The sequence below is a fragment of the Pseudomonas sp. EL_65y_Pfl1_R83 genome (assembly GCF_963970695.1).
GTDB lineage: Bacteria > Pseudomonadota > Gammaproteobacteria > Pseudomonadales > Pseudomonadaceae > Aquipseudomonas > Aquipseudomonas tritici.
This window is the reverse complement of sequence record NZ_CAXAQI010000188.1, coordinates 1-558: the sequence shown is the minus strand read 5'-3', so window position 1 is coordinate 558 and position 558 is coordinate 1. Positions and strand designations below refer to the sequence as shown.

General features: G+C 64.9%; 1 protein-coding gene. It reads left to right on the top strand.

The features are described 5' to 3' along the window. Window positions 1–213: 213 nt before the first annotated feature. Window positions 214–558, top strand: a 345-nt coding sequence (locus AACY08_RS28335; RefSeq protein ID WP_339472410.1) for a hypothetical protein, incomplete at its 3' end; no start/stop codon positions are given.

Below are 558 nucleotides of genomic sequence, written 5' to 3'. Positions count from 1 at the left end.
CGTTGGCATATAAGCGGAAGGGCAGGTCGACGAAGCGCTTGCGATCGGCTTTGCTGTCGATCGGGCGAATGGAAAGCGGAGCATTGGCCACGGGCAGGTCACCTCAAAGAAAGCGAGCGAGCAGTCTCGCGTGCGGCGGCTGGTGTCAAGCGTGCCACTGGCCCCCTGTTGCTGCCACCATCTAGCCACTATCTTCCTGCAATGGCTCACTCCATGAACACTTCGCTTTCCCTGCACCGCAGCGCTGGTGTGCCCGCTGGCATCGCGCCGCGCGTGCGATTGTCGACGATCGCCGATGACAAGGCGATGCTGCGTACCGCTGCGGAACTTACCCGAGATTTGAACGCGCCCACCCCGGCGATCTATTGGACCGATCTGCTGGTCTCGGCGGCGATCGGCTACGGTGCGCTGGCGATCGCGCTGAGCGTCGATGCGGTCGGATGGGTGATCGTGGCGGGCGTGGTCGCGGTGCTGGCCCTGTATCGCGCGGGCAGCTTCATCCACGAAGTGACGCACATCCGACACCCCGCGCTGCCGGGCTTCCGCCTGGGCTGGACC